This window comes from Mesorhizobium alhagi CCNWXJ12-2 (genome assembly GCF_000236565.1).
Taxonomy (GTDB): domain Bacteria; phylum Pseudomonadota; class Alphaproteobacteria; order Rhizobiales; family Rhizobiaceae; genus Allomesorhizobium; species Allomesorhizobium alhagi.
This window is the reverse complement of the sequence record NZ_AHAM01000289.1, coordinates 20,995-27,742: the sequence shown is the minus strand read 5'-3', so window position 1 is coordinate 27,742 and position 6,748 is coordinate 20,995. Positions and strand designations below refer to the sequence as shown.

Genomic DNA, 6,748 nt, shown 5'->3' with positions numbered 1-6,748 from the left:
GAGTTCATGCGGGAGCGCCTTTCGGAAGACATCAGCCTCGACGAACTGGCGGCCGAAGCGCGGCTGTCGCCCTTTCATTTCGCCCGCATGTTCAAGCAGAGCCTCGGCGTGCCGCCTCGGGTCTATCTGACGCGACTGAGGATGGAGAGAACCTGCGAACTCCTCGAGACAACGGATCTGTCGGTCACCGAGATCGCGCAGGAGGTGGGATATTCGTCGAACCAGGTGCTTGCCCGGGTTTTCATCAAGCACCAGCGCATGAGCCCGACCGACTATCGTCGGGCGGTTCGCGACCCGGTGCGTTCCTTCGCTCTGCGGTGACCGCCGGGAAGCTAGAGCGTCAGGCGCGACAGCCACCCGGCCACAAGGACGGCGCCGGCTCTTTCGAGCGCGCTGGCATGCCGCCCGGCATCGCGGCGCAGCGTGCCCGGGTCGATGCCTGCCGTGGCCAGTTCACTGGCGTGGCCCAGCAGCCAGTGCTCGAACCGCGCATCCAGGACCTCCGGGTGGAACTGGAGACCGAGCACGTTCGGTCCGCGCGAGAAGGCCTGGTTCGCGCAGATCGGCGTGGATGCGAGGAGCGTGCCGCCTTCCGGCAGATCGAACGTGTCGCCATGCCAGTGAAGCACGGGCACGCCGCGCAGCACAGCGAGAGGATTGGGCTCGGCCGTTTCCGACAGGTCGAGCGCCGACCAGCCGATCTCCTTGGCCGGACCCGGATAGACGCGCGCACCGAGGGCCGCAGCCATCAGCTGCGCGCCAAGGCAGATGCCGAGCGTCGGCCGGTCCGCTGCGAGCCGCGCCCGCAGCAGTCGTATCTCGTCGGTGACGACTGGATAGGCATCGTGATCATAGACGCCGATCGGACCGCCCAGAACCACGAGGAGATCGGCGCCGAGGGGGTCGAGCGTCGCCGGATCGCGCTCGGCCACATCGATGTATTCGATGTCGTAGCCGGCCTCCCGCAGGGGAACCGCGAAGCTGCCGAGATCCTCGAAGCCGACATGGCGAATGGCCTGCACGCCCTTGCGTATCATGGCTCTCCTTCCCATCCAGCAGTTGCCCGCTCGGCTCTCGCCGAGAGGATGTGTTCGAGATCCTTCAGCGCGGCCGCCGCCGTGGCGAGAGGCTCCGTTCCGGATCCGATGGCGATCGTCTCGCCCATCGCGTCGGTGGTGATGCGGATCGCCTTGTTCTTTCCCGACACATGCGCGAGCGGATCGCTCGGCGGGTAGGTCCGGACGCCGACGGCCGCCCGCGTCGCGCCGTCCGTCCGGATGAGGCTCCCCACGAGCTTGGGCACGAGACGCTGCTTTCGCCACGTCTCGATATCGTGCCCCGAAATCGACTGGATGCCGTCGACGGAGAGGTCATCCATCGTCAGGACGGCGTCCAGCCCGAAATTGGCGATGAGGATGAGCTTGCTGGCGGTGTCCCAGCCCTCGGTATCGTTGCGCGGGTCGGCTTCGGCGAAACCGCCCGCCTGGGCGCGCGCGAGCGCCTCGTCGAAGCCGAGGTTCTGATTCATCATCGCGTCGAGCAGGTAATTGGTTGTGGCGTTCAGAATGCCCTCGATTTCGAGCACTTCGCAGCCTCTCAGGCTGTGCTCGAGAAGGTCTATGGTCGGCAGCGCGGCCGCGGCGGCGCCGCTGAGTTTCAGCATTGCGCCCGAGGAGCGCGCCAGGGCCCGCAGTTCCGGTCCACTGTGGACCAGTGCGCCTTTCGATATGACGATGGTGTCGCGCCCCGCCGAAAGCGAGGAACGAATATAGGCGAGGCCGGGGCCGCCGGTCCGGAAATCGCTCGGGCCCGCCTCGATGAGAATGTCGGCGGCGCTTGCCTCGATGAATGCCGGACCGGTCAGGCCAGGTTCGAGCGCGTCCAGGCGCCCGGCTTCGAGACCGTCCGCGTCGGCCAGGCCGGATCGCGAACCGCATACGGCGACGAGGCGAATGTCGGCTCCATGGACCTGCCGGTAGCGCTCGCGGCGGGCTAGGAGAAGTTTGGCCGTGGCGCGGCCCACGCCCCCGAAACCGGCAATCGCGATCCTGACGACATTCATGGTTCCCATGCCTTTATCTTCGCGCTCCGAGCACCGATTGCCAACGCTTCCGACGGCGCCGAACAAACTCCAGCTGAAAGCCACGTCTTTCCGGCAGTGTAACCTCGCGCCAGCGACGGTGCGAAGGAGATGCACGGAGACGCGCTTTCGGCGGTCGCGGTGGTCGCGACCGCCGTTCATCTATTGCGAACGCATGTCAGGCGCGGATGAAGGCCAGCATATCCGGGTTCACCACCTCCGGATGCGTGGCGAACAGGCCGTGAGAAAGGCCGCGATAGGTCTTCAGCGTGCCGTCCCTGACGAGCTTGATTGCCTTGTGAGCCGCGTTCTCGATCGGCACGATCTGATCGTCCTCGCCGTGGATGATCAGCACGGGAACGGTGAGTGCTTTCAGATCTTCCGTGAAGTCGGTCTCCGAAAACACTTCGATGCAGTCATGATGCGCCTTGGCGCCGCCGCTCATGCCCTGGCGCCACCAATTGTCGATCAGGCCCTGGCTGACCTTCGCGCCCTCCCGGTTGAAACCGTAGAAGGGTCCGCTCGGCAGATCGCGATAGAATTGCGGACGGTTTGCCTCCAGGGCGGAGCGCAACCCGTCGAAGACCTCCATCGGAATGCCGTCCGGGTTGGCGTCGGACTGAGCCATCACCGGCGGGATCGCTGCGATCAGAATGGCCTTGGCCACACGGCCGCGTTCGGCGCGCGCCGCATAACGCGTGACTTCGCCGCCGCCGGTCGAATGGCCGATGTGGACCGCGTCGCGCAGATCGAGCGCCTTGGCGATCTCAGCCACGTCCGCGGCATAGGTGTCCATGTCGTTGCCCAAGTCGGTCTGGTCGGACCGGCCATGGCCGCGGCGATCATGCGCGATCACACGATAGCCTTCGGACAGGAAGAACAGCATCTGGTTGTCCCAGTCGTCGGCGCTTAGCGGCCAGCCATGGTGAAATACGATAGGCTGCGCGTCTTTCGGCCCCCAATCCTTGTAGAAGAGGGTAGTCCCGTCGGATGTGGTGATGGTGGTCATGGCATGTCTTCCTTTCGTTGGTTTCGAGTGGGTTGTCGGGTGTTGCAGGGTAGATGCCGCACTGCCTTGCGCACCGGGCGGCGGGACGGCCGGTTCCGCTGCGTGCGGTCCGTCATAGCGGCCTCAACAGATGCCACACGACGGGCGGCCGGTCGCCGACATGGAAGGCGTTGAGCAGTTGCTGATCGCGTAGGTCGGCATGGGTTACGCGCGCGTGCTGGCGCTGGTGCTCGACCCAGCTCTCGACGACGAAGCTTTCGACGATCCGCCCTGGCTCCGCGACGTCCTCCCAGACGTCCCATCGGATGGCGCCGTCACGCTGCCGCGAGGATCGGAATCCGCGCAGCGCGGAGACGAATTCGGAAAGTCGCGCGGGCTCGACCCGATATTCGATCTCGATGAGAACCGGCCCGCGGTCGTCGGCCGGCTGGACGGATACCACCGGTTCGGCCCCAATGGTTCGAGGGCGACAGATCGGTGGCTGAATCCTGCGGCAGGCGCCAGCGGAACGCCAGGATCAGCGCCGCAGCCTCCCCGGCGGCAGCAAACACCAGCGCCGTGGGAACGCTGGTAGCGGCGGCAAGCGAGCCCCACAGAATGCTCCCGCCCGTCATGGCTCCCTGAAACTCGAGAATATAGACTGCGAGCGGGCGTGCCTTCACCCATCCCGGCGAGGCCATCTGCGCCGCGACGTTGAGCGACGTCAGCATTCCGATCCAGGCGAGGCCGGCCGCAACTCCACCGGATTGTAGGTATGCTGCTCCAAATTGCTGCCATCCCGAGTCCAATTTGAGCCACCGCCTGCCCGGGTGCGGACAGGAGAAGCAGCGTTGAGAGGCTTGATTTTAGCGATCGTTTGAATGCCGTGCGGCACCGGGACTGCCGTCGAGGTGCCGATCTTGCTGGTTCTTCATCTGAACCGGAGACATCAGATACCAAGATGAGGAGGGGAATCGCCGTCCTACCCGGCAAGCCACGCGTTTGGATGGTCGTCGAACCGAATTGGATGGAAGATGACACCATCATACGTCTCCTTGTTGAGCGAATGCAGCCGCCGCCCTGGGCAGGTTGCTGTTCGCTCAGATACCGTCTGACGCCGCGGCGTCGAGACGAGATGGCGCCGTCGGTCACCGAGGCACGTGTTGCTGAGCAATGGTGCGTCCCCGAAGATCGTGGCGCGCTGGGTCGAGCGCTTTAAGGCCGAGGAGCACGCACGAAGGCCACCGAACGTAACGGCCTAGGACGATGCCCGCCATTATCGATCCGACGGCGGCTCACTGAATTGGGGCCCTGCGCCGCCAGCGCTTCACCGTCGGTCACATCGCGCCCGAGGACCGCGTCTTGCGGCCACCGTCAGCCGCGTGCAAAACACGGGCGAGTCTGTCGCGGTTGACGGCTCTCGAGCCGGCCAAACCGACCACAGCTTGTTGGAGGCTCATAGGCCGAGGCAGTCGGCGGATGAGACGGGATTGGAACGCATATGCCGAAATAATTGGCTGGTCCTCGGATGGGTCGTTGGCACCGTCGCTTTTGGAGGTCTGCCAACATGGCTTTGACGTCCGAGTGTCGCATAAAAGGCAGTGTGGAACTCCTGATGAACCGCGCAAAACGCACGGAAGAATGTAGTGGAGCTCAGCCATCAGACCCCGGTCGCCTGCTCCGCGGTTGTCACCGCAAACGCTACGCCGCTCATGCGGAACCTTAGCCCCTTTGCGCCCCTAGATCGGCCACGGTGTACAAGAATGAAGCTACGATGAGCCAGAACCGTCCCTCTCAGTTCAGACAATCTGTCCGCGCTCGCCTAGCTATCGATGCCGATAAGACGAACCGCGGCGAGGCTGGCGAGCATCAGGATTCCCACCGAAAGCAGGACGGCCAGCGTCAGCCGTACCGAAAGGCGAAGTATATGCCGCATGTCGACACAAAGCCCGAGGCCTGCCATGGCCACGACACACAAAAGTCTGCTTGTGATGACCGAAGTTTCGACCAAGCTAGCGGGAAATACGTCCGCGCTGCGCAGCACGGCCAGAAGCAGGAAGGCCGGAATGAACAGCGGGACCATCTGCCAGGCGTTTGACGCTTGAGGCGCCGATTGAGTCGTTCCGCCGGCCAGGGCGCCGCCGTTCCAGTTCGCGAGGATCGACATGACCATGACGATCGGGCCAAGCATCAACACGCGAATGAGCTTTACCAGAGTGGCTACCTGTACGGCATGCAAGCTGACCGGCACCGCTGCGGCCATGACCTGCGGCACAGCATAGATGGTCAATCCAGCCAGAACGCCGAATTGATAGTCGGATAGACCGGCCAACGGGATCATAAAGGGGAGGACAAGCACGATGACCACGCCGAGTATTGCGCTGAAGGTGATAGCCGACGCAACGTCCTCCGACGAGGCGCGGATTGCCGGAGCGACCGCCACGATCGCCGAATTGCCGCAGATCGCGTTGCCGCATGCGACAAGAATGGCCATGCGCGGGCCGATGCCAAGCAGACGGCAGATTCCGTAACTTGACAGGATCGAAACCGCGACGACACCGACGATGGCGGCAGGAAGCGGCAATCCGGCGCGAGCTACCTCGGCGAAGCTCACCGAAAGGCCGAGCAAGGCCACGGCGATCTCCAGCATTGTCCGAGCGCTGAAATCGACGCCCGGCGCAAATCGGTCGTTGGGGCCGAGTTGGGAGCGAACGCCGATGCCGATCAGGATCGCCAGAACAAGCGCGTCAAGCCCTGGCCGGCCGATCAGGCTCTGTTGCAGCGCTTGCAGCAGCGTCGCCGCGAAAGCGATCGCGCCACACAGCGCTACGCCCGGGACCAGCCGGACAAGATGTCCGGCGTTCATTCGACGAAAGCGCGCTCGATGACGAATTGGCCGGGCCGGCTGTTAGAGCCTTCCGTCAGTCCAGCACGCTCGAGCAGCTCCTTGGTATCGCGCAACATAGGGGCCGATCCGCAGATCATTGCCCTGTCATGCGCCGGATCTAGCGGCGGGACGCCGAGCTCGTCGAACAATCCACCCGAGGCGACGAGGTCGGTGATCCTGCCGTGGCGCAGGTGCGGCTCGCGGGTGGCGGTCGTGTAGTGGCGAAGCCGGGAAACGTCGAACAGCTCGCGCAGCATTTCGTCTCCGCGGATGCTCTCCACGAGATCGACTCCATAGCGTAGCTCCGCAACCTCGCGGCAGGTGTGGGTCAGGATGATTTCGTCGAACTTTTCGTAGGTTTCGGGGTCGCGCGCGAGGCTCGCGAAGGGGGCGATTCCAGTGCCGGTGGAAAACATGTAGAGTCGCCTGCCTGCCTCGAGCGCGTCATTTACAAGGGTGCCGGTTGGCTTCTGGCGCATGAGGATTGCGTCGCCACGTCGGATCGTCTGGAGGCGCGAAGTCAGCGGACCGTCGGGCACCTTGACCGAGAAGAACTCCAACTCGTCAGCCCAGGCCGGGCTGGCGATAGAATAGGCGCGGTAGAGAGGCTTGCCGCTGACGATCAGCCCGATCATGACGAACTCGCCGGAACGAAAGCGGAAGCTGGCCGGCCGCGTCGTGCGGAAGGAGAACATGCGATCGGTGTAGTGCTCAACGTCAAGCACGTCGATGATGAAGGTCCCGGTTGGGGCGCAATCGGCGATTGCCTGGCGATTGGCGACTACATTCATGG

General features: G+C 64.2%; 7 protein-coding genes and 1 pseudogene. 1 reads left to right on the top strand and 7 read right to left on the bottom strand.

What is annotated here, in order from left to right:
* Positions 1-321: helix-turn-helix domain-containing protein (locus tag MAXJ12_RS30345; protein ID WP_008839998.1), on the top strand; the 321-nt coding region annotated here is incomplete at its 5' end.
* 11 nt (positions 322-332) lie between these two features.
* Here the strand turns inward: MAXJ12_RS30345 and MAXJ12_RS30340 are convergent.
* From MAXJ12_RS30340 to MAXJ12_RS30315, 7 genes and pseudogenes are all read right to left on the bottom strand, one after another.
* Positions 333-1,037, bottom strand: a complete 705-nt coding sequence (locus MAXJ12_RS30340) for a glutamine amidotransferase (protein ID WP_008839997.1) — start codon at positions 1,035-1,037, stop codon at positions 333-335.
* Entirely contained in the window at positions 1,034-2,071 is a 1,038-nt protein-coding gene (locus tag MAXJ12_RS30335; protein ID WP_008839996.1) for a homoserine dehydrogenase, read from the bottom strand. The genes MAXJ12_RS30340 and MAXJ12_RS30335 overlap by 4 nt, the downstream gene beginning before the upstream one ends.
* Positions 2,072-2,258: 187 nt before the next feature.
* Positions 2,259-3,089 carry an alpha/beta fold hydrolase gene (locus MAXJ12_RS30330; protein WP_008839995.1) on the bottom strand — a complete coding sequence of 277 codons (831 nt, stop codon included), beginning with the start codon at positions 3,087-3,089 and terminating at the stop codon, positions 2,259-2,261.
* A 112-nt stretch (positions 3,090-3,201) separates the two neighbouring features.
* Positions 3,202-3,531 carry an MFS transporter gene (locus MAXJ12_RS39765; RefSeq protein WP_280113352.1) on the bottom strand — a complete coding sequence of 110 codons (330 nt, stop codon included), beginning with the start codon at positions 3,529-3,531 and terminating at the stop codon, positions 3,202-3,204.
* Positions 3,532-3,601: 70 nt separating this feature from the next.
* A pseudogene (locus tag MAXJ12_RS39760) lies at positions 3,602-3,769 on the bottom strand (MFS transporter); the annotation flags it as partial.
* Positions 3,770-4,890: 1,121 nt separating this feature from the next.
* The gene (locus MAXJ12_RS30320; protein ID WP_008839994.1) at positions 4,891-5,934 is read right to left on the bottom strand and encodes a YeiH family protein; all 1,044 of its coding nucleotides are present in this window, start codon (positions 5,932-5,934) and stop codon (positions 4,891-4,893) included.
* A complete protein-coding gene (locus tag MAXJ12_RS30315) occupies positions 5,931-6,746 on the bottom strand; it encodes a ferredoxin--NADP reductase (RefSeq protein ID WP_008839993.1) in 816 nt (271 codons plus the stop codon). Before MAXJ12_RS30315 ends, MAXJ12_RS30320 begins: the two co-directional genes overlap by 4 nt.
* Positions 6,747-6,748: the final 2 nt, after the last annotated feature.

Coding starts and splice junctions, on each gene's coding strand:
- MAXJ12_RS30340 (WP_008839997.1), bottom strand. CDS start 1,037: ATGATACGCAAGGGCGTGCAGGCCATTCGCCATGTCGGCTTCGAGGAT.
- MAXJ12_RS30335 (WP_008839996.1), bottom strand. CDS start 2,071: ATGGGAACCATGAATGTCGTCAGGATCGCGATTGCCGGTTTCGGGGGC.
- MAXJ12_RS30330 (WP_008839995.1), bottom strand. CDS start 3,089: ATGACCACCATCACCACATCCGACGGGACTACCCTCTTCTACAAGGAT.
- MAXJ12_RS30320 (WP_008839994.1), bottom strand. CDS start 5,934: ATGAACGCCGGACATCTTGTCCGGCTGGTCCCGGGCGTAGCGCTGTGT.
- MAXJ12_RS30315 (WP_008839993.1), bottom strand. CDS start 6,746: ATGAATGTAGTCGCCAATCGCCAGGCAATCGCCGATTGCGCCCCAACC.